The 22,930-nt window shown below is 65.0% G+C and carries 12 protein-coding genes; 2 read left to right on the top strand and 10 right to left on the bottom strand.

Features of this window, described 5'->3' with window-relative positions:
* Positions 1-64 precede the first annotated feature (64 nt).
* Positions 65-1,630 carry an anthranilate synthase component I family protein gene (locus FJ386_05375; protein ID MBM3876136.1) on the bottom strand — a complete coding sequence of 522 codons (1,566 nt, stop codon included), beginning with the start codon at positions 1,628-1,630 and terminating at the stop codon, positions 65-67.
* Between the two features lie 4 nt (positions 1,631-1,634).
* Positions 1,635-2,618, bottom strand: coding sequence for a magnesium transporter (locus tag FJ386_05370; GenBank protein ID MBM3876135.1), 984 nt, complete (start codon positions 2,616-2,618; stop codon positions 1,635-1,637).
* 164 nt (positions 2,619-2,782) lie between these two features.
* Between FJ386_05370 and FJ386_05365 the strand changes: the two genes are divergently transcribed.
* Positions 2,783-4,273 (top strand): long-chain fatty acid--CoA ligase, encoded by a 1,491-nt coding sequence (locus tag FJ386_05365; protein MBM3876134.1) that lies wholly within the window; start codon positions 2,783-2,785, stop codon positions 4,271-4,273.
* A 107-nt stretch (positions 4,274-4,380) separates the two neighbouring features.
* Positions 4,381-6,807 (top strand): hypothetical protein, encoded by a 2,427-nt coding sequence (locus FJ386_05360; protein MBM3876133.1) that lies wholly within the window; start codon positions 4,381-4,383, stop codon positions 6,805-6,807.
* Between the two features lie 817 nt (positions 6,808-7,624).
* On the opposite strand, the gene FJ386_05355 is transcribed toward FJ386_05360, so the two are convergent.
* From FJ386_05355 to FJ386_05320, 8 genes are all read right to left on the bottom strand, one after another.
* Entirely contained in the window at positions 7,625-8,956 is a 1,332-nt protein-coding gene (locus tag FJ386_05355; protein MBM3876132.1) for a DUF1080 domain-containing protein, read from the bottom strand.
* 256 nt (positions 8,957-9,212) lie between these two features.
* A complete protein-coding gene (locus FJ386_05350; GenBank protein MBM3876131.1) occupies positions 9,213-9,749 on the bottom strand; it encodes an adenine phosphoribosyltransferase in 537 nt (178 codons plus the stop codon).
* Between the two features lie 24 nt (positions 9,750-9,773).
* A complete protein-coding gene (locus FJ386_05345) occupies positions 9,774-10,763 on the bottom strand; it encodes a sigma-70 family RNA polymerase sigma factor (GenBank protein ID MBM3876130.1) in 990 nt (329 codons plus the stop codon).
* A gap of 44 nt (positions 10,764-10,807) precedes the next feature.
* Entirely contained in the window at positions 10,808-11,485 is a 678-nt protein-coding gene (locus FJ386_05340) for a zinc metallopeptidase (protein ID MBM3876129.1), read from the bottom strand.
* Positions 11,486-11,688: 203 nt separating this feature from the next.
* Positions 11,689-12,798: a M24 family metallopeptidase gene (locus FJ386_05335; GenBank protein MBM3876128.1), complete on the bottom strand. Its 1,110-nt coding sequence runs from the start codon at positions 12,796-12,798 to the stop codon at positions 11,689-11,691.
* Between the two features lie 132 nt (positions 12,799-12,930).
* Positions 12,931-13,554 carry a uracil phosphoribosyltransferase gene (locus FJ386_05330; protein ID MBM3876127.1) on the bottom strand — a complete coding sequence of 208 codons (624 nt, stop codon included), beginning with the start codon at positions 13,552-13,554 and terminating at the stop codon, positions 12,931-12,933.
* A 1-nt stretch (position 13,555) separates the two neighbouring features.
* The gene (gene sppA / locus FJ386_05325; GenBank protein MBM3876126.1) at positions 13,556-14,689 is read right to left on the bottom strand and encodes a signal peptide peptidase SppA; all 1,134 of its coding nucleotides are present in this window, start codon (positions 14,687-14,689) and stop codon (positions 13,556-13,558) included.
* A gap of 60 nt (positions 14,690-14,749) precedes the next feature.
* Complete coding sequence (locus FJ386_05320) at positions 14,750-22,819, bottom strand: hypothetical protein (GenBank protein MBM3876125.1); 8,070 nt, start codon at positions 22,817-22,819, stop codon at positions 14,750-14,752.
* Between the last annotated feature and the right edge of the window lie 111 nt (positions 22,820-22,930).

The following is a 22,930-nucleotide window of genomic DNA, read 5'->3' as shown; positions in this document are numbered from 1 at the left end:
TCCCCGCTGGGCGCGCTGATGATGGGACCGATGAAGAAGTGCCTGCTCGGCGACCTCGAAGACCTCAGGCGGGAGATTGAGTCCGGCGCAACGCCGGCGCAGGATTGAGCGGCACATCCAGCGCGAGCGCGGCGAGGAAGCCGCGAGCCTTCGCAAGCGTCTCCTCGTATTCCGTCTCCGGCACCGAGTCCGCCACGATGCCGGCGCCGACGTTGAAATGCGTGGCGTCCGTCGTGCGCACCGCCGTGCGGATGGTGATGCTGAGCTGACTCTCGCGGTTGAAGCCGAGGTAGCCGTGGCATCCCGTGTAAGGCCCGCGCGCGACGGGCTCCAGCTCATCGATGATTTCCATCGCTCGGAATTTCGGCGCGCCCGTGATGCTGCCGCCGGGAAAGCACGACGCCAGCGCGGCGAAGTGCGTCACACCCGCGCGCAGCCGCCCCTCGACCGTGCTCACGAGATGCTGCACCTGCGCGAACCGCTCCAGTCGAACCAGTTCCGGCACCTGCACGCTGCCAAACTCGCACACGCGCCCGAGGTCGTTCCGCAACAGGTCGGTGATCATCACCAGTTCGGCCATTTCCTTCGCGCTCGTTTGCAACTCGTAGGTAAGCTGCGCATCGCGAGTCGCGTCGGTCGAGCGCGGGCGCGTGCCCTTGATCGGCCGCGTGGCGATGAGCGCGCCGCTCAGCCGCAGGAACAACTCAGGCGACGACGACGCGATTTGGAAATCTCCGCAGTCCAGAAACGACGCGAACGGCGCGGGCGAAACGTCACAGAGCCGCTCAAACAACTCCCATCCACCGAGGACGCTCGGCGTCGAGAGCCGCTGCGACAGGTTCACCTGATAAATGTGGCCGTGCCGGATGTAATGCTGCGCGCGCTCGACGCGGGCGAGGAACGCGGCGCGGGTGAGGTTGGAACGGACACGGACCGCGCCATCCGTGGCCGTGAACCCGTCATCCGCGCACCCCTCACCCGCCCTTCGGGCACCCTCTCCCCTCGCCGGACGGGGGGAGAGGGATGGGGTGAGGGGTGGGCGTGCCGGAAGCGCGGGTGAGGGGGAGTTGGAAAGGTCTTCATGCCCCAGTATCTCCTCCCAGAATTCAAACTGCCGCTTCGTCCGTTCCTCCGAGCGCGAGCCGTCCACGCCGAGGCCGGTCGCGATGATCCAGGTCTTTCCGAGTCGATGATCGAACACGACGAGGCTGTCGTGAAACCCCACGTGACTGTCGGGCAATTCGAGGTCGTCCACGGCGCGGCGCGACAGCTTGGGCTCGACGAAGTTCTTGAGATCGTAGCCCCAATAGCCGAAGCACCCTCCGAGCGGGAAGGGCAAGTCGGGGGCGTCGAGCAACTCGTAACGCGACATCAGCGAGTCGAGCACGCGCCACGGGTTGCCGAACTGGGTTTGCGGTCTCGCGTCAGGCGTCCGCGAGGTGGTGATCTCGCAGCGCGACGCGAACGAGCGGAACGTCAGCATCGGCCGCGCGGTGACGAACGAGTAACGCGATTGTCCCGGGTCAGACCCGTGACTGCGAAGCAGCACGACACCCGGCTCGCCCGCGAGTCGCGCAACGAGCGACTCGGGCGTGTGTGACGTGGCGGCTTCGTGGATCAGCGGGTGCATCGGACTACAGCGCCACCCTCGCGAGGTTGAAGTAAAAGAGCAACGTGAAGATGTCCACCACCGCGAGCGTGACCGGGCCGGCGGCGATCTTCGGATCGAGCTTGAGCCCGTGCAGCAACGCCGGGATTGCCACCCCGAGCAGGCTCGCCGTCACCACGCTCGCGCACACGCTGCCGCCGATCACGAGCGCGGGAGCGGCCTCGCCGCGCCACAACCACACGACCGCGACCACCGCCGCGCCGCACGTGCCGCCGAGCAGCGACGCGGTCCCGAGTTCGCGCCGGAACGCGCTCCAGAACCACGCCCACGTGTGCTTCAACCCGTGGATTGCCTGCACCGTCACCGTCACCGACTGCGCGCTCACGCTTTCGCCGAGGCCGAGCACAAGCGTGAGGAAGAACGCGAGCACGAGGCTTCCCGCCAGCGTCGTTTCGTAAGCCCCGGCCAGCATCGCGCAGACCGTTCCGCTCGCGATGGTCGCGAGCAGCCACGGGAAGCGGAAGCGGAACGCCGTTGCGGGCGAGGCGTTCTGCACTTCGGCCACGCGGAAGCCGATCGTTTGAAACACGTCATCCATGCGCTCGCGTTCGGAGACATCCACGACTTCCTCGGTGAAGAGGCCAACATCCACGACGCCGACGAGTTTGCGCTCCGCATCCACCACGGGAAACGCGAGGAACTTGTGGCAGAGGAAGAGCTCGCAGGCGTCCATGACCGTGGCCGTGTGCGGGATGGCGATGACACGCTCGATCATGAGGTCGCGGATGCGCTGGTCGAGCACGCCGGTGAGCAGGCGGCGCGTCGGGAGCACCCCCGCGAGACAGCCGTCGGCGTCCACGACGTAGAAATAGATGATCTTCTCGCCGACGCCCTGGGTGCGGATGTGGTCGAGCGCCTGCGCGACGGTGAGTTCCTGCGGCAGCGCGGTGAAGTCCCGACGCGCGAGACTCGTGACGGGCTGCACCAGCGGGTCGGGCTTGGATTCCATGGCCTGAATTCTGGCGTGACGCGGCGGTTGTGGCAACTGGCGGAGTCAACAAGACCCCGGCGCGCAAACTGTCGTGCGACCCGGAGGACGCAGCATTCTAGGGCCGCACGCTTCGATTGCAATTCCCGCTTCTCGGCCGTGTTCGGCCGCACTACGCTCGCGTCATGAACCTCGCACGCGCATTCGCGGAGTCGGCGGACAAGCACGCTGAGCGCACGGCCCTTTTCTACGGCGACATCGAGATCACCTACGCGACGGTCCTGCGCCAGACGGTTTCGCTTGCCGGGACCCTGGCGGGTCCGCTCGGTGTGAAGCCCGGCGACCGGGTTGCGTTGTGGCTGAAGAACTGCCCGGAGTTCATTCCGGCGTGGTTTGCAATCCAGTTCGCGGGTGCGGTCGCGGTGCCGATCAACAACTTCCTCAAGCCGGACGAAGTGCGGTTCATGCTCGAGGATGCCGGCGTGGACGTCCTCATCAGTGACGGGTCGATGGCGGAGTCGATCGCGAAGCTCACCGCGACCCGGCCGTCGCTGCGCGTGTGGTCCGTGGAGTCGTTCGGTGCGGACGCAGCCGGGACGTCCCCTGCCCTGCCACTCCCGGCGCGGGCGCGCGATGATCTTGCCGTGCTGATTTACACAAGCGGGACCACCGGCCATCCGAAGGGCGCGATGCTCACCCACGGGAACCTGCTTCACAACATCGACAGTTGCCGGCGCGTGCTGGAAGCCGTGCCGCACGACCGATTCGTCGTGCTGCTGCCGCTGTTCCACAGCTTCATGATGACGGTGGGGATGCTGCTCCCGATGCTCATCGGCGGTTCGATGGTCATCATCCGTTCGTTGCATCCGCCGAAGAACATTCTCGCCGAGATTCTCCACCGGCAGGCCACGTTGCTGCCCGCGGTGCCGCAGTTCTTCCGCACGCTGGCGCACGCCGGGATGCCGGCGAACAGCCCGTTGCGTGTGTGTGTCAGCGGGGGCGCGCCGCTGCCGATGGAGATCCTGAACGAGTTCAACGCGAAGATGCCGGTGCCGTTGATCGAGGGCTACGGGTTGAGCGAGGCGAGTCCCGTGGTGAGCCTCAATCCGCTGCGCGGCCCGTGGAAGGCCGGCTCGATCGGACTGCCGATCCCGAATGTCGAGATGAGCGTGCAGGACGAGGCGGGCGCGATGCTCGGGGACGATCAGACCGGCGAGATTTGCGTCCGCGGCGGAAACGTGATGGCCGGATATTGGAACAAACCGGAGGAAACGGCGAACGCCATCCGCAACGGGTGGCTGCTGACCGGCGACATCGGGCATCGCGCGAGCGACGGCTACTTCCACATCACCGACCGCAAGAAGGACATGCTCCTGGTCAACGGCATCAACGTCTACCCGCGCGAGATCGAGGAGATTCTCTACAAGTTTCCCGGAGTGAAGGAAGCCGCGGTCATCGGCATCCCCGACGCGCGCAAAGGCGAGCAACCGCTCGCGTTCGTCGTGCCCGCCGAGGGCGTGACGATCGACGAGAAGGCGCTGTTGCAATTCGTCCGCGAGAAACTTGCCGACTACAAGGTGCCGCGCCATGCGAGGTTCCTTTCGGCCCTGCCCCGAAACGCCACGGGAAAGGTGTTGAAGACTTCGCTGCGCCAGCTCGCCTCCCAGTCCGCTTGAGCGGGCTTCCACGTAGTTTCCTGTATTCTCGGGCGTCATCACACCAGTTACGGTGCGCGGGAGCGGGAGGTTGCAGCCGGGCGTGAGTGCCCGTAGCCTCCTCAACAATGGCAAACGGGACAGGCAACCCAGACCAGCAGGAGTCCGAGGAAATCTCCGCGGATGCGCTCCTCGCCCGCCTCAGGCCGCTGCTTGAGACGGAGACCGGCCGCGGGAATGTGACCGTTTCGCGGTATCTCACCGCGCGATCCAAGACCAGCTCCGGCACGGGCGGGGCAACCGCGCTTGTGGTCGTCCCGCGCCCCGTAAACGACAGCGGCTTCTTCGAAATCAAGAACGTCATCGCACTCGGCGGCATGGGCGCGGTGCTGAGCGCGGAAGACAAGAATGTGCTGCGCACAGTCGCGCTGAAAGTCATGTTGCCGGGCGCGGCGCTGTCCGAGGAAAAAGTGCAGCGATTTGTGACCGAGGCGCGCATCACCGGGCAGTTGGAGCACCCGAACATCGTCCCGCTTTACGAGATGGCCGTCACCGCCGACGGCACGCTGTTCTACACCATGCGCATGGTCGGGGGCCGCACCTTGAGCCAGATCCTCACCGACATTCGCAACAACGACACGGACACAGTCGCCAAGTTTCCGCTCGGCCAGTTGCTCACGATTTTTCAGAAGGTCTGCGACGGCGTCGCCTACGCCCACTCCCGCGGCGTCATTCACCGCGACCTGAAACCCGACAACATCATGGTCGGCGATTACGGCGAAGTGCTCGTGATGGACTGGGGATTGGCGAAGGTGCTCCCGACGGGCCTCGCCAACGCCGGCGCGACGCCCGCCGCGCCGATGCTGCCCTCCGAGCTCGCCGGCCGGGACTCCTTCCGCACCCTCGACGGACAGGTCAAAGGCACGCCCCGCTACATGGCGCCCGAGCAAGCCGAGGCGCGCACCGATGCCATCGACGTCCAGACCGACATCTACGCGCTCGGCGCGATCCTCTACACGATCCTGACGCTGCACCCGCCGGTCACAGGCGACGACGTCCGCGAAGTGCTCGAGAACGTCGCGGCCGGCAGGATCCTGCCCCCCACCCAGTTCAACACCCGCACGTCGGTGCAGGACCGCGATGCGCTCAAGGTCTTCGGGGACGTCATCCCGCCGCTCGTGCACTGCCCGGACCGCCGCATCCCCGCCGCGATGTCCGCCGTCACCATGAAGGCCATGGAGCGACTGCCCGAACGGCGATACCAGACCGTCGCGGATTTGCAGCGCGACATCACCGCGTTCCAAAACGGCTACGCGACCAGCGCCGAGAAGGCGACCACGGTGACGCTCTTCCTGCTCGCCCTCAAGCGGCGCCGCACGGAGTTCACGCTCGTGGGCATCGCGGGAATCCTCCTGCTCTCGCTCGGCATCGCGACGTTCATCAACGTCACCCGGACGCTCGAGGAACTGCGTGCGACGGCACCGAGCATCTACGCCGAGGCGCGGCTGCTCATGGGCGAGCGCAAGTTCGCGCGCGCGATCCAGAAAATCTCCTACGCCATCTCGCTCGATCCCAAGGAAGCCGATTACTACGTGCTGCGCGGCCAGCTTTACCAGAGCCAGATGCGCTTCGCGGACGCCCGGGACGATTTTGCGAGCGCACTCCAGCTTTCACCCGCCCACCTGCTCGCCCGCGACAACCTTGAAGTCTGCGAGAAAATCCTCCGCGACAATCCCAGCCGCGAGACGTTGTCCGCGGAGAGCTTCAGCGAGTTGTTCGTCGCCATGCGCAATCAGGGGCGCGACGCGGAGCTCACCGCGCTGATGCCGCGCTTTGGGCGCGGCGCGCAGCAGATTCACGACTCCTGGAAGGCCGTCCTCCGCAAGGCGGGCCTCCACGGGGAGCTCACCCGCAACGCCGATGGCTTTCTCCAGCTCGACCTGTCCGGCGCCCGGCCCGGAAACACGCGTCTCTCCGACATCTCTGCGTTGCGGGACATGCCGTTGACGAGCCTGAATCTCGCGCGCACCGCCGTGACCAATATCGCCGCTCTCCGCGGCATGCCGCTCGCCTGGCTCGACCTCTCGGGGACGCGCGTGGACGATCTCACCCCGCTCACGCGCGCGCCGATCGAGGACCTCAACCTGTCCAACAACCTGCGCATCCGCGACCTTTCGCCGCTGCAGGTGGGCCCGCTCGGCAAACTGGACCTTTCCGCCACCGGCGTCTCCGACCTGCGGCCGCTTCGCGAACTGCAACTGACAAACCTCAACTTGCACCGCACGCCGGTGACCGACCTTGCGCCCCTGCGTGGCCTGCCGCTCGGAACCTTGCGTCTCGACGGCATCGTGGCGGTGCTCGATCTCGCGCCGCTTGCCGAGTGCACGCGTCTCGAGCACCTTTCGCTCCCGCCCAGATACAAGAACATCGAGGCCCTTCGCGACCTTCCGGCCCTCAAGCGCATCGGCCGCGAACCGAAGGGCACCAACTGGGACTCGGTCCAGACCGCGGATGCGTTCTGGAAAGAGTTGGAGGCGAAGAACGGAAAGCAGTAGACCGAACGCGCCCAAGCCGCCACTCCGGCAGCACACGGCTCTTTGCCGGAGGGGACGCGACGGCTTGAAGGAGCCCTGTCCGGTGTAGCGTCGGCTCTGTGAGCCGACCGATTGAAGAAGAGGCTTGCACCTGGAGGAGTCCTGCTGGTAGGCGTATCTACGATCCAGATGAAGGTGGGGCTCATATACTCTCGCCCTCTCGCCCGATAGGCGGAGGCTTTCTCACCCCCGAGTCGAACACGTCCGCCGCGCAGGACGCATCTGCGACGAGACAAAAAAGCCGTTCCCCTTGCCCGAACGCTGCTCTTCCTTTCCGGGAAAACCCATCCCGCCATCCCGGACGCCATTTCTTCCTCGCCCAAAACCCGTCCGCCCACCCCGGACGCCTTTTTCTTCCTCAACGACAAACTCTTACGCAAGGAGTGTTATGTGTTCATTCAAGAATGCGATAAAATCACAGTTCATCACGATATCAGTCAGCATCGGATGCTGCATAATTGTGGCATGGATTTCTGCAACAAAGGCAAGTAAGCGAACTGAATCCCGGCTAGTTGCACATCAACTGTTTTCTGAGTATTCGAATTACTATAGTGCAAAATCTGTGGCTGAAGCGCTGCGTCAGGCCGATACTCAAGGGGCGCTCGAAGCTGCGGAAGCAACGATGGATAGCGCTGTTTGGATTATCTGGAGCAAGTTCGGCTCGCCGGCGGCCCCATCACCGACACCTACCCAAACGACGCCCCGGACCAGGTGTCAGCGAGCGTGTGGGCCCAAGCTGCTCGTGAAGCGCTGGGCGGGGAACGAGGTCCGACAGCTCCTACTTCCCCCGCTTGATCTCCCGGATGAAGACGTTGCGGAACCAGAGCGTGTTGCCGTGGTTTTGCAGCTCGATGGGGCCCGTCGCCGGCAGCGGCTTGCCGCGCTCGAAGTAGTTTTCCAGCGTTGTGTTGTTCACGACGAGCTCGCTGTTGAGGAACACGTGCACTTTCTCGCCGATCATCAGGATGCGGAAACGGTTCCAGTCGCCGGGCGCGTGGTCGGCGAAGACGAGCGGGTCGGTCGGGTTTTTCTGGTTGTTGTAAAGGCCGCCGGAGCCGAGGCGCTTCGGGTTGCCGCGCTTGTCTTCGCGGTCCCAAATCTGCACCTGCGGCTGGCCGCGCAGGTAGATGCCGCTGTCGCCGAGCGGCGCAATCTTCCAGTCCACGAGCAATTCGTAGTCCGCGTAGTCGCGCGCGGTGACGAGGTTGCGGCCTTTGCCGTCGAAAATGAGGTCGCCGCCGGCGACGGGATGCCAGTGGGCGCGCATGTTATCGTCGGCCTCCTTCTGGAGCTTTCCGAGTTCGTCCTTCGGCAGCGCGGCGCGGCCGGGCGGGCTGCCTGCCTTGCCCTTGAGCGCGCCGCGCCAGCCTTCGAGGTCGCGGCCGGTGTAGAGGCGCTCGAATCCCTCGGGCGGCACGTTGTGCAGCGCGATGACCGGCAGTTCCTTGATGCGGATGTTTCGGAACTCCACCTGGTCGCCGTGGCCGAGGAACCCGACGTGGCCCTTGTCGCGCAGAAGGCCGGGATGTTTGGTGAGCGTCTCGGCGTCGGTGACGTCGTTAAGATTGGCGTTCACGATGACCTTGCCGTTGAGCACCACACGGGCACGACGGCCGCGATAGGTGATCTCGTAGGAATTCCATTGTCCCGCCGCGGCGACGGCGCCGCGTTTCGGGGGGATGACGTCGTAAATCGATCCGCAATACTGCGCGGGCTTGAGCTTCGAATACTTCGGGTCGTTGTCGTCGAGAATCTGGATTTCCGTGCCAAGCAGGTGCGGTGCGTTGTCGGAAAGCGGGCAGCGGATGGCGATGCCGTTGTTGCCGCCGGCCTCGAGGCGGAAGTCGAGTCGCAGCACGAAGTCGGCGTATTGTTTCTCGGAGAAGAGTTTTCCGCCGCCGCCTTTCGGGCAGATGAGCATGCCATCCTTCACGACGTAGCCGGAGCCTTTGCCGACGTGCTGCCAGCCGTCAAGATTGCGCCCGTTGAAAAGGTCGACGAAGCCCGCGTCGCGGTCCGTGGTGGCGCAGCCTGCGAACAGGGCGAGCGCCGTCGAAACGGAGAAGGTTGCGGCGGTGGCACGGTGGCGTTTGAGCGCAGCGGCTATCATGTGAAACGAGTGGTTCAAAGGTCGCGGTCAGGCTGTTGAAAAGGCGAAGAGGTGTCAAGAATCGCGTCGGCCCGGTCACGGCTCATTTTGAGACGCTGAGTCGGCGCTGTGAACCGGCATGCTGGCGCACAGCGCCAACGCTACACCTGATCGAACCACTGCCGTCGGCTGCAATCCACACTCCGTGCTGGTCCAATCGGTTCGGGGCGCCCGAACAACTCGCGGGTTTCGGAGCGAGCACCGGAATCGCCGCGCGCTAATACGTCACGAGCGAGTGGACGGGCAGGCCCTTGAGCTTCTCGCGGCCGTTGAGTCCGGCGAGTTCGATGAAGAAGTTGATCGCAACGATTTGCGCGCCCACCCGCTGGAGCAGCGCAGCCGCGGCCGCAGCGGTTCCGCCCGTGGCGAGCAAGTCGTCCACGAGCAACACGCGCGCGCCGGACTTCACCGCATCCGTGTGGATGGCCACGGTCGCGCTGCCGTATTCGAGATCGTAGCTTTGCTCGAAGGTGGCGTAGGGGAGCTTGCCCTTCTTGCGGACGGGGACGAAGCCCGCGCCAAGTTTGAGGGCGGCGGCGGCGGCGAAGATGAAGCCCCGGGCGTCGATGCCGACCACGGTGTCCACCGTGCCGGGGCGGATGCGGTCGGTGAGCAGGTCAATGCACCCGGCAAAAAGGCGGGCGTTTTCGAGGACGGGCGTGATGTCCTTGAACTGGATTCCCGGCTTGGGGAAGTCCGGGACGTTGCGGATGGCGCGCTCCAATTCGGCGGACGTGACGCGGGATTCGCTCATGAAAAGGCGGCGGGAGCGATACCACTATTCCGGGGTGCGTTCAAGCTTCTCGATCATCCGGCGCAGTTTGCGCAGCGAGAAGTTCTGAATCTGGCGGACGCGCTCGCGGGTGACGCCAAACTTCACGCCGACTTCCTCGAGCGTGCGCTCGGGGCCGCCGTCGAGGCCGAATCGAAACCGGATGATCGTCGCTTCGCGCTCGGGCAGCGTCTTGACCATCTCCTGGAGCATTGCGGTGACGGTCTTGTCCTCAAGATCCTCGTAAGGGGTGGTTGCGGATTCGTCGGCGATGACCTCGGAGTAGTTGGCCGAATCCGGGTTGTCGTTGATGTTCGCGTCGAGTGAGGTGGGGCGAATGGCGGCGCTGCGCATCTGCGCGACCTTCAGCGGAGTCATCCCCATTTCCTCGGCGAGTTCCTCGTCGGTGGGCTCGCGGCCGAACGCCTCCTGGAGCTTCAACGCCACGCGGCGCATCTTGGCGATCTTGTCCACGAGATGGACCGGGAGCCGGATGGTCTTGGACTGATTGGCGAGCGCACGCTTGATGGACTGCTTGATCCACCATGCCCCGTAGGTGGAGAGCTTGCCGCCCTTCTTCGGGTCGAAGCGCTCCACGGCCTTCATCAGGCCGATGTTGCCCTCGTTGATCAAGTCGAGCAGGGGCAGGCCGAAGAACTCGTAATCGTGGGCGATCTTCACCACCAGCCGGAGGTTGGCCTTGATCATGTGCTCGCGCGCCGCCTTGTCACCTTTCTTGATCCTGGCGGCGAGTTCGATCTCCTCCCGCGGTGTGAGCAACGCAACCTGGCCGACTTCGCGAAGGTAGAGCTTGATCGCGCTGTCGCCATCGTAGGAGCCGCGCTCGCGGGCGCTGAGTGGGGGAACTTCCTCGCGGACAACCACGACGCGGGGCGCGGGTGCCGGGGTGCCGGGCAACGCCGGCTCCGGGCGCACGGCCCGCCTGCGGCGCGGCGCGGGTTTGGACGTGGCTCTTGGCTTCAAGGCTCGTGGCATGGCTTGTAATCCGGCGGGCGCGCCGCGCAGAAGTGAGTGCCACGTCAATCCCGGTCGCGCGAGTGCGTAAAGATGAGCACCCAGTGAAGCAACTGCATCAATGCCATCACCATCGCGGCGACGTAAGTGAGCGCCGCGGCACTGAGCACCGAACTGACCCCCGCGCGCTCGTGGTCGCGGACGAGGCCGAGCCGGATGAGTTCGGCCTTGGCACGGCTGCTGGCGTCATACTCGACGGGGAGCGTGACCAGTTGGAAGGCGAACAGGATGCCGTAGATCACGATGCCCAGGAGAATGAGGTTGGACATCTGGATGAACATGCCGACGAGGAAGAGGCCGAACGAGGCCAGCGTGGCGAACTGCGTCACGGGCACAAGCGCCATGCGGACTTCGAACAGCGAGTAGGCCTGCTTGTGCTGAAGCGCATGCCCGGCTTCGTGCGCCGCAACGCCAATCGCCGCGATCGACGAGCCGTGGTAGTTCTCGGAGGAGAGGCGCAGCGCCTTCTTCGAAGGATCGTAGTGGTCCGTCAGGTGGCCGGGGACTTCCTCAACGGGCACGCTTGACAGCCCGGCGCGGTCGAGGATTTCCCTTGCGGCCTCGGCACCGGTGATGCCGCCCGCCGAGCCGATTTTCGAGTATCGGCCGTAGGTGGACGAGAGCTTGTATTGCGCGTAGAGCGCGAGCAGCAGTGCGGGGAGGATGAACAGGATGTAAGTCATGTCTGTATAATGGAATTGTATTCTGGTTTGTTTCGCCCATCTCCGGCAAACCGGCTTCTTCTTGATCTCGAACCCGCCGCCGCACGGGCCATCAAGCTATCAGGATGCCAGCCGGCGCGTAAACAAATCCATCGGAAACAAACCGCGGAAGCCCGCTGATGCGACCCGCACGCCCGTCGCCCCGTGCCACGGCACACGCCGCGTCACACTTCGAGCACTTTCTCGAACTTCGTCAGGTTGCGCGCGCCATTCGCGGTCACGAGGGCGACATCCTCCAACCGCACGCCGCCGAGTTCGGGGTAGTAGAGCCCCGGCTCAACCGTGACGACGTGCCCGCGGCACAGGATGTCCCGCGAGTTCGGCGCGACGCGCGGCGCCTCGTGGATTTCCATGCCGAGCCCGTGGCCGGTGCCGTGGAAGAATCCCTCCATCCGGCCGTTGTGTCTGCAAGTCTTGTAGCCCTGCTGGGTGAAAAAGTCTTCGATCGACTTGTGGACCTCGACACCGCGCGCGCCGGCTTTGAATTGCTTGAACGCGAGCGCCTGACCGAGCGCGACCGTGTGATACAGCTTCCGAAGCGGCTCCGCGGCACGGCCCTTCACGAAGGTTCGGGTGATGTCGCCGAAGTATCCCGTTTTTTGCGATCGCGGAAACACGTCCACCACGATGGGCTCGTTGGCCCGGAGCGGGCCGTGGCCCCGCTCGTGCGGGTCGCAGGACTGGCGTCCGCCCGCGACGATGGTGTGGGCCGCCAACCCGCCGGACTGGATGATGGCCGTGTCGATGATCGAGCGGAGCTTCTCCGATGTCAGCGGGACGTTGTGGTAGAGGAGCCGCCGGTTGCGGCCGACCTTGGCGTTCTTCAACGCTTGATGCGCCTCGGACAGGCCCACCTCGGCCATCATGAGCGCGGCGGAGATTTTCTTCACCTCGTCGGCGCGCTTGTGCTGGCGCTCGGGGAAGCAGGGGCCTTTCATCAATCCGACGCGCAGCCCGAGGTCGCGCAGCCGTCGCACAAGGCCGACGGGGAATTGCTCCGGCACTTGAATGCTGCGCAGGCCGCGCTCGCGGAGGATGGCATTGATCACCTGCGCATGGGTGACATTCCGAACACCCGCCTTGTGAAGGTGGTTCGAGTAGTGCGTCCACGAGAGCACGCGGCAATGCGGAGCTTCACGGCGCGCGCGGTCGATCTCCAGGTCGCTCATCACGATGTGGCAGCGGCCGTTGATGCGAAGGCAAATGAAGGCGTCCGGCACGAACATCCCAACGGCATAGAGCATGTCCGCGTCACGCTCGCTGTCTGAAACCATCAGGAAATTCTCTCGGGGCACGGGTTCGGAGATTAGACCTCGCGAGTGGTTTGGCAAGCGAGAGATTGGAAACGCGCCGGCAAAGTCGAAACGCCCTTCAGATCCCGCATCGCCACGCCGCGGGCGGCGGACTTACACGCCAAACAACCGGTCACCGGCGTCGCCAAGGCCGGGGACGATGAAACCGCGCTCGTTCAATCGCTCGTCAATGGCGGCCGTGAAGATCGGCAGATTTGGGCAGTGACGCCGCACGGCCCGGATGCCCTCGGGCGCCGCGAGCAGGTTCACCATCCGCGCGTGGCGGGCCCCTCGCTCGGCAAGCAATTGCATGGCGCTGACGGCGCTGCCACCGGTGGCGAGCATCGGGTCCATAAGGATGACCTCGAAATTGCCGAGCCGGCGCGGAAGACTTTTGTGGTAGGTGACGGCGTGAAGCGTGGTTTCTTCGCGCTTGAGACCGATGAACCCGACGCGCGCGTGCGGAATGAGTTGCAGAATGGGTTCGAGCATCCCGAGCCCCGCGCGCAAGACGGGCACGAGCAGCACTTCGCGCTCGAGCTCGTGGCCGCGGGTCCGCGCGAGCGGCGTGCGCACGGTGGTTTCCCGCAGCGCGAAGGAGCGCGTCGCCTCGTAGACCATCAGCGCCGCGACCTCGCCGAGCAACCGGCGGAACTCCTGCGGCCCGGTGCGCTCGTCGCGAAGGCGAGAGAGATTTTGCCGGATGAGCGGGTGGTGGATGACGGTGACGCCCTTCATCTCACGGAATCACCGAGGTGGAAATGAAGTAGAGGCGGCCGAGCTGGAGCCGTGGAACGTCCATGCCGATGTCGATTTTCACGGACTTGGCCTCGCTCTGGCCGAGCAGGCGGAACAGGCTTCCGAAATCGAACGGGGGTTGATACTTGATGAGCGTGGCGTCGGAGATGCCCGCGATTTTCCTGGCGCGGGCGAGCGCGGTGTCGAGCGTGCCCAATTCGTCGACGTAACCGAGTTCGAGGGCCTGCTTGCCGGAGAAGATGCGGCCGTCGGCAAAATCCTTCCAGTTGGCGACGAGCGCGCGACCGTCGGAGCCGTTCGCGGTCTTCGCCTCGCCCCTGCCCTGTTCGACGATGGACTGAAACTTGCCGTAAACCTCGTCGATGAGCGTCTGAAGCATCCGTTTTTCCTCGGGGAGGATTTCCTCGGGCTTTTTGGTGCTGCTGAGCATGTCCTTGAATTTGCCGCTTTTGAACGTCATCGGTTCGACGCCCACCTTGTCCATGAGGCCGCGGAAGTTGATGCTTTGCATGATGACGCCGATGCTGCCGGTGAGCGTGAGTTCGTTCGCGACGATCCAGCGGCACGGCGCGCTGACGTAGTAGCCGCCGGACGCCGCGAGCGACCCCATGCACGCGATGACGGGCTTCTTGTGCTCCTTCTGAAACTCGCGGATCGCGCGGTAGATGTCGTCGGATGCGAGCACTTCGCCACCGGGCGAGTCCACTTTCAGGATCACGGCCTTCACATCGTCATCCTTTGAGGCGAGGCGGAGCTGGTCCTTGATGAGCGTGACGGGGTCATGCGCACCGCCGCCGAGGCTCATGATGACGCCGTTGATCTCGATGAGCGCAATCTTGTCGTCCGTGCGGTCCTTCGAGGGCTTTACGACGTGGACCTCATAAATCTTGTTCTCGACCTGCGCGATGCCGCCGCCCATGCCCGTGAACATGCTGAGGAGGCTGGCGATCCAGGTCAGCAGCAGGATCGCGCCGAGGAACAGCGAGAGGATCATCCAGCCGCGGCCACCCTTGCGCGGCGGCGGGGCGGGAGTAGTCGCGCGGGGCGGCGCGGCAGGCGCGGAGGGGGGCGGCGTGGGAATCTGCGGTGGCAATTGGGGCAGCGGGTTGTCCATGCGCGGGAAGCTATCGGAAGCTCTCCGCGTCGGCAAGGGTTCACCGCGGAACAACCGGGGTTACGGCACCTGCAGGATGCGGTAGTAGAGGGTGCGGTTGGTCAGGGCGTTGGTGTGGACGAAGGAGAGCGAACCGTTCGCCGGGGAAACGTAAGTGCCAAGCGCAATCCAGTTGATGAAGTTGGTGGTGTATTCGACGCGGTATTTCTCACCGGGCAACGTGCCGACATCGAGGCCGAAGTGGCGGTTCGTCAACAGCACGGGCGGCGGGGCGGCGTTCGGCAGCACGATGGGCGCAGCGCTTACAAGCAGTCCGTTCGTTGGCAGCCGCGCGAGCACGGAGTAGTTGATGTGATACGGGTCGTTGTTCAGGACGCCGAAGAACCAGTCGCCGCCGAGGCCCGCCACGGTTGCATTCGTCCGGACGACGACCGTCTCGAGCGCCGTGCCGGGCAACGTGCTGAAAAAGTCGTTCGTCGATCGCGTGGGATACGCACCGCGCCGGACGATCAGATCGCCGCCGCCAGTCAGGCTGGTGACTTGGAAGAGCGCTGATGGCGTGCCGGCGGGAACCGTGAGCTTGAACATCGTGCTTGGCGCGTTGCCCGGCGGCGTGGTGCCCGCGGAAGCAACGCCGGTGACCACCGGCACCACACTGTAGGGTGTGCCGCCGTAACTTGTCGCGCGCAGGTTGTAGGCGACGGGCCGCGAGTCCGCGTTGCCGACGCCGACATACCAGACACCGGAGGAGAGCGGGACGAAGCCCGTGCCTGGCACGAGCAGGATCTGGTCGGTGCGGGTTCCGAGGTTGATGCTGCGGTAGTCAAACTGCGTCGTGTCGAGTTGCGCGGAGGGTGGGAAGCCCGTGTTGGCCTTGCGCACGTAGAGGTCCAGGTTCCCGCCCGCCGGCGTGAGTTCGAACAGCGTGGCCGACGCGCCCGGAGGGACGTTGAATTGCCAGTAATCCATGCCCGCCCCGTTCACGAGCGAACCGGAAGTCAAGATCCCGTTGCCGAGCGAGGGCACGGGCGGCAGCCCTTCCTGGTCGAAGTTCACCTTGATCGTTCCGGTCGACGCGCCTTCGCCGGGGAGAATCCCGAGGTAGTAACGCTGCCCGGCCTTGAAGGATGCCACGCCTCCCGTCCCGAGCACGAATGTCCCGCCGTTCGTGAAGGTTTGCAGCGTCACGTTGCCGTTCGCACCGGGCACTGGAACGCCGTTGAGATTGTAAACGACCGTCACCGGGCCGCTCGCGGTGATGGTGTTTGTCGCGCGCGACGCCACGCCCGGAGTCTGCACCGAGAGATATTGCGGCCCCGTGGAAAGCAGCAGCGGGGTGATGACGCCGCCCGAGACGACCAAACCCGCGGGTGTGCCGACAGGCGCGTAGCTGAAGGTGAGATTCCAGCACATCACGCGCGGCGGAACCGGCAGCGCGTTGCTGATGCGGTTGTCCCAAATCTCCAGCGACCACGCGCCGTTGATGACGGCGCCGTTGGTGACGCGCGTCGTGTCGCCGATGAACTGCCGCAGGGACTCCTCGGGTTGATACCAGTTCTTGATGCGGTAACGGAACAGGAACATGTCGCGCTCGCTGCCGTTGTAAGTGTGGCCGGTCACGTAAAGGTCGTTGCCATCGGTCGTGACCGCGGTGGCTGCGTTTGCGGGATTGCCGGTCACGCTCACGATGTTCGTCGTAAGGATGGACATTGTTCCCGCAGTCGCCGTCAGGCCGGGGTTGATCTCGAGCAGGATGCCGTCCGAAGTGCCGACCGCGTTGGACCGCACGCCGACGGCGTAGAGCCGGCCGGAGCAGCCCGCGCCGGTCACGCCGAAGAGCGTGTCGTTCTGAAGCGGGGAGAGTTTGACGGAGAGGCGGTCGACGAAGGTGCCGTTGAGCGTGTATTTGTCCACGATGTTCGAGCCGCCCGTGTTGGTCGAGGACGTGCCGACCGCGAAGATGTTGGAATTCAGAACGGTGACGCCGTGGTAGCGGCCGGCGGCCGGGTTGGTGCGGCCGAGGTTCACGGTGCCGTTGGTCGAGACGATCACGAGATACGGGAAGTCCACGCTGAGAGCGCCGTTGGTGTAACCCACGGCGACGATGTTCGTGGTGTAAAGGCTCGCGAGCGCCATGCCGAAACTGTGGAAGCGGTTCGTGGCCGAGAACTGCGGCAACGCCGCGGGGTTGTCCTGCGCGATCCAGATTCCGGCGCCGTTCGTGCGCGCCTTGGACATGAAGAACTTGTTCGTGCCGGGAATGTTGCCGGAGGCGCCGGTCACATAAATGTAGTTCGTCCCGTTCTCGTTCTGCGTGAGCACGGCGTTGAACCGGTCGTCGCGGTCGACGCCGAAGACGTTGTTGGTGACGATGCGGCTCACCCAGGCACCGCCGTTGCCGGCCGCGCCACCGACGACGGGACCGGAGTTCGGATAGTTCAGCACCACCGCCTTCTCGCGGTTGGGGCTGACGGTGTTCACGGACTCGCGGATGGTGTGGGCGCCGGAGTTTGCGATGACGAGGTTGCCGTCCGGGCGGATGGCGATCCCGCGCGGCAGGTTGAACGTGGCCGCGGTCCCCACGCCCGGCGCATCGCCCGGCACGCCGCTGCCGCCGATGATCGAGACGAGGCCGCCCGGCGTGACTTTCTTGATGACGTGCCCCCCGGTGTCGGACACGAAGACCGTGCCCGTGAGGTCCACGGTGATTCCCTCGGGCGAGTTGAAGCCGCCGGCAAGCGTGGTCACGATGCCCGCCGCGCTGATGCGCCGGACATTGTTCGCCACGGTGTCGGCCACATACATGTTGCCCGCTACGTCGATGGCAATGGCGCGCGGCGTCGTGAAGGTCGCGGTCAGGCGCGGGCCGTTCGCGGAACCCGCGGCGCCGGTGCCCGCGTAGGTGGTCACGTTGCCGGCGGTGTCGATCATCCGGATGCGCCGGTTGCCGGAGTCGGCGACGTAGGCATTGCCCGCGGCGTCAAACTTCACGTCGTAGGGACTTTGGAATTGTGCCGCCGCTGCCGGTCCGTTCGCAAAGCCAGCGGTCGAACCCGCGAAGGTCGAGACCGCGCCGCCCGAGACGCGACGGATGCGGTGGTTGAGTTCGTCGGCCACGAACACCGCGGCGTTGTTGCTGACCACCAGACCGCGCGGCGTGTTGAACATCGCGACGCCCACCGGGCCATCGAAGAATCCCGGCACGCCCGTGCCCGCGAGAAAAGTGACGTTGCCGACGGTGGTCATGTTGCGGAGCCGGTGGTTGAGTGTGTCGGCGATGTAGGCGAGCCCCGTGGTGTCCAGCGCGACGCCGCCGGGGCTCGTGAACCGCGCCGCCGCTCCCGCGGCGTCCACGTAGCCGGGAGAGCCGTTCAAGCCGGCGACCGTCGCCCACGAATACAGCGGGAACGTGGCGCAACTCACGGACACGCTGTAGTTCCACGCGGTCCCGGTGTTGCCGCTGAACTCGTTCATGATGATGCGGACGAACGAGTTCGAGCCCGCGTAGTTGATGCTGAACGTCTGCGGCGGGAACGGCCCACTGGCCGGCCCGTTGCTGACAAAGCCCGTGTTCGTGAGCAGCACGCCCTGGTAATAGACCGTCATCTGGTCGGGCACGGTGAAGAACTGGTAGGTGATGGTGAGCGTGCCGTTGGTGCACCCGGTGTCGAGGTCGTAGATGTCCGGGCTGGCGCCGCCGCTCGGTGTCTGCGGCGTCGGGAAATAATCCCGCGTGACTCCGGCGAGGAACATCCCCTCGGTGGTGATGGCGGCGGACCCGAACGACGAATCGCCGTTGCGCAGGCCGCCGAGCGGGCCGGGCCAGTTGGTGAACGAGAGGCGCGACACCGCGTTGTTCGTCACCGGCGTCCGGTAGGCGACATACTGGCCGTCGCTGTAAGGCTGGCCGTTGGTGAGCTGGCCGGCGATGACAAGCTGGTTTCCAAGGAACGCCATGCCGAAGGCGCTGTCGCTCGATGAGAGCCCGTAGCTGTGCAGGTTGCTGTTCACGAACTGCGGCGGCGAGAGGAGGTTCGTGAACGGCGGCCGGATCCATTTGATCGGCACGATCGTCGGAAACGTCTGGTAGCCGACGGGCGCGAGGTTGGTGATGACGACGGTCACCTTGTTGGTGTCCTCGGTGAAGTTGGCGAAGATGCCGCCGTTGGTGCCGCCGCGATTCTCGAAGAGCAGGACCTTGCGCAGCGCCGGGCTCACCAAATACACGGCGTAGTCCGAACCCATCGGGGTATCAATCTCCATGCCGACCTCGACGCCGGTAATGACGCGATTGTCGAGATTGGTGATGTAGACATTCGTGCGGTAGTCGTCCAGCAGGACGGTTGGCGCGCGGGCGTCGTAGGTGATGGTCGTGGTCGTGGAATAGTCGAACTCCAGGGTAAAGCTGATCGTGACCTGATTGGTGTTTGGCGTGGTATTGCAGATTTGGACAAACCAAACCCCCGGCCGGAGCGGCGGTGAACTGAGAGTGTTGATGTTGTAGGTGAAGTTCGTCGTGACGCCGAGGCGGCTGAAGTCATTGCTTTGCGCCGTCGGCGTGTAGCCGTAGCCGACGAAGAAGTCCACGCTCGTCCCGGACGAGCTGACCTGCTGCACGTTGATGATGAGGTTGGTGGCACCGACCGGGACGTCCACGAATTGAACCGTGCACTGGTTGGAGAAGAGCGTGACGGTGTTGGTGAACTGGTTCGTGCTGGGACTGAGCGTGAAGTTCACGCGGTCCACGCGCCCGGTGTGCTCCAGCGCGCTGTCCACAAAGGTCAGCGTCCACAGCCCGATGGCGTTCTGCCCCACGAAGTCGGTGATGAACTCCGGCCCGTCGGTGGGGTTCAGGTAGTCGTCGTAAACGAGCGTGTTCGTGACGTAACCGCCCGCGGTGTTCAAACCGATGGAATGGTTGTTGAGCGTGACGTAGATGCCGTTGTGCCCGAGCCGCCCCACGAGGTCGCCAAGGTTTTCGTGGACGAGCACATTCGTAATCCGAATGGAACTGATGTTCGTGGCGGTCGGGCAGATGCCGAAGAGCGTGATGCCGCTCGGCGAGTCCGGCGAGCCGTCGGGGATGTCCATCGGCACGGGGAAGAAGTTCACGGTGATGCCCCCGTTTGCGTTGGTGCTCGCGAAGGGCTGGTCGGTCGAGATGACACTGAGGGCGAACGAGGCGCCCTGCTGGTCCTCCGATTTCACGCCAATGTAGAACACGTCGGCGGGAGTCGCGGGGCTGAAGATGATCGACTCGCTGCCGCCGCGGTTGGTGGAGGCAAAGTAGCCGGGCGCGCCACGGAGGCAGTTGCTGATGACGGTCGGCGAGAGGTTCGTGAGCGTCGGGTCGCCGCGGGTCACGTAAAGGTCAATGTCCGCCTCGGCGCTGCGCCGCGGCCGGGAGAGGTTCGGGGGGAGGACGAGGGAGAAGGCGACGTTCGAGCCGTTGGTGATCGGGACGCGCACGACGTTGGTGAAGAAATTGGTCGTGCCGACGAAGAAGTTGGTGGTGATGTTGGTGAACGCCGGGATGAACAGGTTGCTGAACACGTAGAACCGCCACTGGTTGGTGGAGCCGACGCTCGTGAAGAGTCCGTTTGGAACATTGGACGTCTGGAAGTTGGCCCCCACGCGCTGGTCGATGAGCGGCAGCCCGTTGGTGACATTGAGCAGCGTGGTGTTGGTCACGAAGGACAGCTGCTGCGCGAGCGCGATGCTGTTCGGATAATCCGTCGAGACCACGAGGGCGAAGTCCTGCACGATGCCGTTGGTGTTGCCGGTGACGGCGTTCACGTTGACGCGGCGGCCGATGACGTAGATGTCGAAAACGTTCGCCGGAAGCGGCGCCTGGATGAACACGTTCTCGACGTTGTTGAGAATGTCGCTCACGCGGGCCGATCCCGGCGTCGAAACCGAGGTGAAGTCGCTCCCCGCGATGTTGTTGCCCTCGTAAACGAAGATGTTCGTGCCGGAGACCGAGTTGGAAACCACGAGGTCCAGGTCGTTGACCAGCTTCGGTCCGGCGGCCGGATTGCCCGGCGGGTCGGTCCAGACAAGCGAGACCCGGAGCGGGAAGTTGGTCTGAAGCGATGCTGTCGGATTGTTTATCGTGACGCGGTAGACGCGCACGTCGCCCGTCGCAACGGCGTTCGTCGGGCTTTGGTCCACGAACTGAATCGCGCTCGAAGCGACGTTGTTGCTCGGGATGCTGTTGGTGAACTGCACGAGACCCCAGCCCTGATAGTTGAGCTGGTTGTTCACCTGCCGGTTGTAGGAACCGTTCACGGACCGGGTGCCGTTGATCAGCAGCGCCTTGTTCAGCGCGGGGCTGTTCGTCCGCGAATACGGTGCGGCCGTAAAATACTGCTGCATGAGCGCGAGCATGCCGGACACCACGGCCGCGGCCATGCTCGTGCCCGACTCGAAGCGGTAGGTGCCCGAGGGGTTCATGGCCGCGTCGAGCGCGGCGAGCTGCGGGAACGGATTCACGAACGAGCTCTCCTTGCAGGAAAGGACGAACGTGCCGGGCGCGACCACGTCCGGCTTGAACCGCCCGAACGGGCCCTCGACGCCGGGACCGACATTGCCGCGGCTCGAAAAGTCAGCCACCTGATCGCGCGAGTCGGCGCCGCCGTCGAGGAAGCCGTTGGTCGAAATGATCAGCCGCTCCTGCTCGATGGCGCCGACCGTGATCACGTTTTTGGCGTTGCCGGGAGAGGTGATCGACGACTGCACGCCTCCGAAGCCGCCGGCGTTGCCATTGCCATCGTTGCCCGCCGAGAAGACGTAGGTCGTCTGCTGGTCGCCCGGCAACTGCTGCCACGCGTCGCGCGTCGCGGCGTCCCAGCTCGCCGAGCTGATGTCGTATTCGTAGATGGTCCGGCCCCACGCATTGCAGGAAATGATGATGTTGGTCCGCGCCGCGTTGGTCTGGAGCTGCTCGTCGGTGATGAGGCCAAGGATGTTCTGCGGATACAGCCGCGCCGCGTGCGCCATGCCGCGGACTTGGGCTGCGAGAATAGTGCCATTCGTGACGGTGACGCCCCCGGAACCAGCACCCGAACCGGCGACGGTTCCCGCCACGTGCGTGCCGTGGCCGGTCCCGTCCGCGTTTGCGCCGGGGTTGCCTCCGTCAATGATGATCCGGCCCGCCAAATCTCCATGCGTTCCCTGAACGCCTGAATCATTGATCGCAATCCGGATGCCCGTGCCGGTGAGGCCGAGGAAGTTTGCGGGCGCGATGGAGTTGCTCGACACGCCGACGCGCGTGCGCGCGAGGTCGTTCATCAGCACGCGCCGCTTGCTCAGCTCGACCAACTGCACTTCCGGCATCTGCGCGAGCGTGATGAAGCTCTCGCCGCCGGCGCGGACCGTCAACACGGGGCCGAACGGCGACCGCTGCTCGGCCAGCGTCTCGGCGCCAAGCGCGGCAAGCTGCGCGTCGACGCGCGGCCGCCCGCCGGGAAAAAGCACGATGTTCAATTCGCGGTCGGGCGCCTGCGAGACGCGGTTGACGGCGTCGCCGATGAGGCTGCTGCTGAGCTTGTAGTAGGGCTCGAACGGCAGCACCGCCTGCGTGCGCGGGTCCCGCGCGATCTGCGCCGCGCTGTCGGGCGTGGCGACGACGAGATACGCGTTGTTCGGAATGTAGCTGACGATGGCCGCGCCCGAGGCGTGGAGGGCATCGCGGAAGGGAACGTCGATCACGCCGCGAACCTGCACAATGTAACTGCCCGGGTTCGGGCCGGCGCGGAGGTGCGCCGGAATCGCGGGCAGCGGGCCGTCCGCGGTGTCGTAGTGCGCGTGCCGCAGGAGGATTGCGGTTTCGCTGCGAAAGATGGCGTCGCCCTGCCGGGTCGTGTTCGAAAGCCGGAACGGGAAGCGCGGATCGGCGCCCGAGGCGATGAGCGCGAACGGCTTGTGGCGGGGATCGGCGGGGGCGGATTTGAAGCTGCGCGTGCCCGGCAGCCACGAGGACCAGCGCGAAGGCGTGGACTCGGACTTGGGCGCGGTGGCCGGTGGGGGCGAACCGCCCGCGCGCCGCCGCTCGCCGAGGTGCCAGAAGACCCACGCCGCCGCGAAGCACAGCAGGCTGATGATCATCCAGGTTCGTGGGCGCCAGTTCATACGCGGCTCAAGCGGTTGGCCGGAGGCTGTTCACAGTTTGGGAGTTTTGTTGGACCGCGCCAATACAGGCGATTCCGGAGCGGTCTGGGCAAAAGCACGGCGACGCCGCTG

This window comes from Verrucomicrobiota bacterium, assembly GCA_016871675.1.
GTDB lineage: Bacteria > Verrucomicrobiota > Verrucomicrobiia > Limisphaerales > VHCN01 > VHCN01.
Note: the sequence above shows the minus strand (reverse complement) of the source record. Positions and strands in the feature narration are given on the sequence as shown.

Coding starts and splice junctions, on each gene's coding strand:
- FJ386_05375 (MBM3876136.1), bottom strand. CDS start 1,630: ATGCACCCGCTGATCCACGAAGCCGCCACGTCACACACGCCCGAGTCG.
- FJ386_05370 (MBM3876135.1), bottom strand. CDS start 2,618: ATGGAATCCAAGCCCGACCCGCTGGTGCAGCCCGTCACGAGTCTCGCG.
- FJ386_05365 (MBM3876134.1), top strand. CDS start 2,783: ATGAACCTCGCACGCGCATTCGCGGAGTCGGCGGACAAGCACGCTGAG.
- FJ386_05360 (MBM3876133.1), top strand. CDS start 4,381: ATGGCAAACGGGACAGGCAACCCAGACCAGCAGGAGTCCGAGGAAATC.
- FJ386_05355 (MBM3876132.1), bottom strand. CDS start 8,956: ATGATAGCCGCTGCGCTCAAACGCCACCGTGCCACCGCCGCAACCTTC.
- FJ386_05350 (MBM3876131.1), bottom strand. CDS start 9,749: ATGAGCGAATCCCGCGTCACGTCCGCCGAATTGGAGCGCGCCATCCGC.
- FJ386_05345 (MBM3876130.1), bottom strand. CDS start 10,763: ATGCCACGAGCCTTGAAGCCAAGAGCCACGTCCAAACCCGCGCCGCGC.
- FJ386_05340 (MBM3876129.1), bottom strand. CDS start 11,485: ATGACTTACATCCTGTTCATCCTCCCCGCACTGCTGCTCGCGCTCTAC.
- FJ386_05335 (MBM3876128.1), bottom strand. CDS start 12,798: ATGGTTTCAGACAGCGAGCGTGACGCGGACATGCTCTATGCCGTTGGG.
- FJ386_05330 (MBM3876127.1), bottom strand. CDS start 13,554: ATGAAGGGCGTCACCGTCATCCACCACCCGCTCATCCGGCAAAATCTC.
- sppA (MBM3876126.1), bottom strand. CDS start 14,689: ATGGACAACCCGCTGCCCCAATTGCCACCGCAGATTCCCACGCCGCCC.
- FJ386_05320 (MBM3876125.1), bottom strand. CDS start 22,819: ATGAACTGGCGCCCACGAACCTGGATGATCATCAGCCTGCTGTGCTTC.